The sequence below is a fragment of the Corynebacterium sp. HMSC070E08 genome (assembly GCF_001808895.1).
Taxonomy (GTDB): domain Bacteria; phylum Actinomycetota; class Actinomycetes; order Mycobacteriales; family Mycobacteriaceae; genus Corynebacterium; species Corynebacterium hiratae.
The window spans coordinates 1-257 of sequence record NZ_KV794775.1 but is presented as its reverse complement, the minus strand read 5'-3'; the positions used below and the strand labels follow the sequence as shown (position 1 = coordinate 257).

General features: G+C 57.2%; 1 pseudogene. It reads right to left on the bottom strand.

From position 1 onward, the window contains the following. Positions 1-257 (bottom strand): annotated as a pseudogene (locus HMPREF2526_RS13490) (HNH endonuclease); the annotation flags it as partial.

The following is a 257-nucleotide window of genomic DNA, read 5'->3' as shown; positions in this document are numbered from 1 at the left end:
CGGTAGGTGATGCGCACGCCTGGTTTGGCGGTTCTTTTACGTTTGAGTTCTTTAAGCCTCGTGGTGGCAACGGTGGGGATGCGGTGTGCGGGTGTGGCGGTAAGTCTGACTCTCAGGTTCCAGGCGTCGAGGGTTTTCTTTACTTTTGAAACGTAGGTTTCAATGAGTGTGAGGGTGCCCAGGCTGTGGCGTTGGGTGAGTGCGGACGCACGGGCTTTGCGTTGTTTGCCGGTAAAGCGGGTGGGGCCGAAGTACAC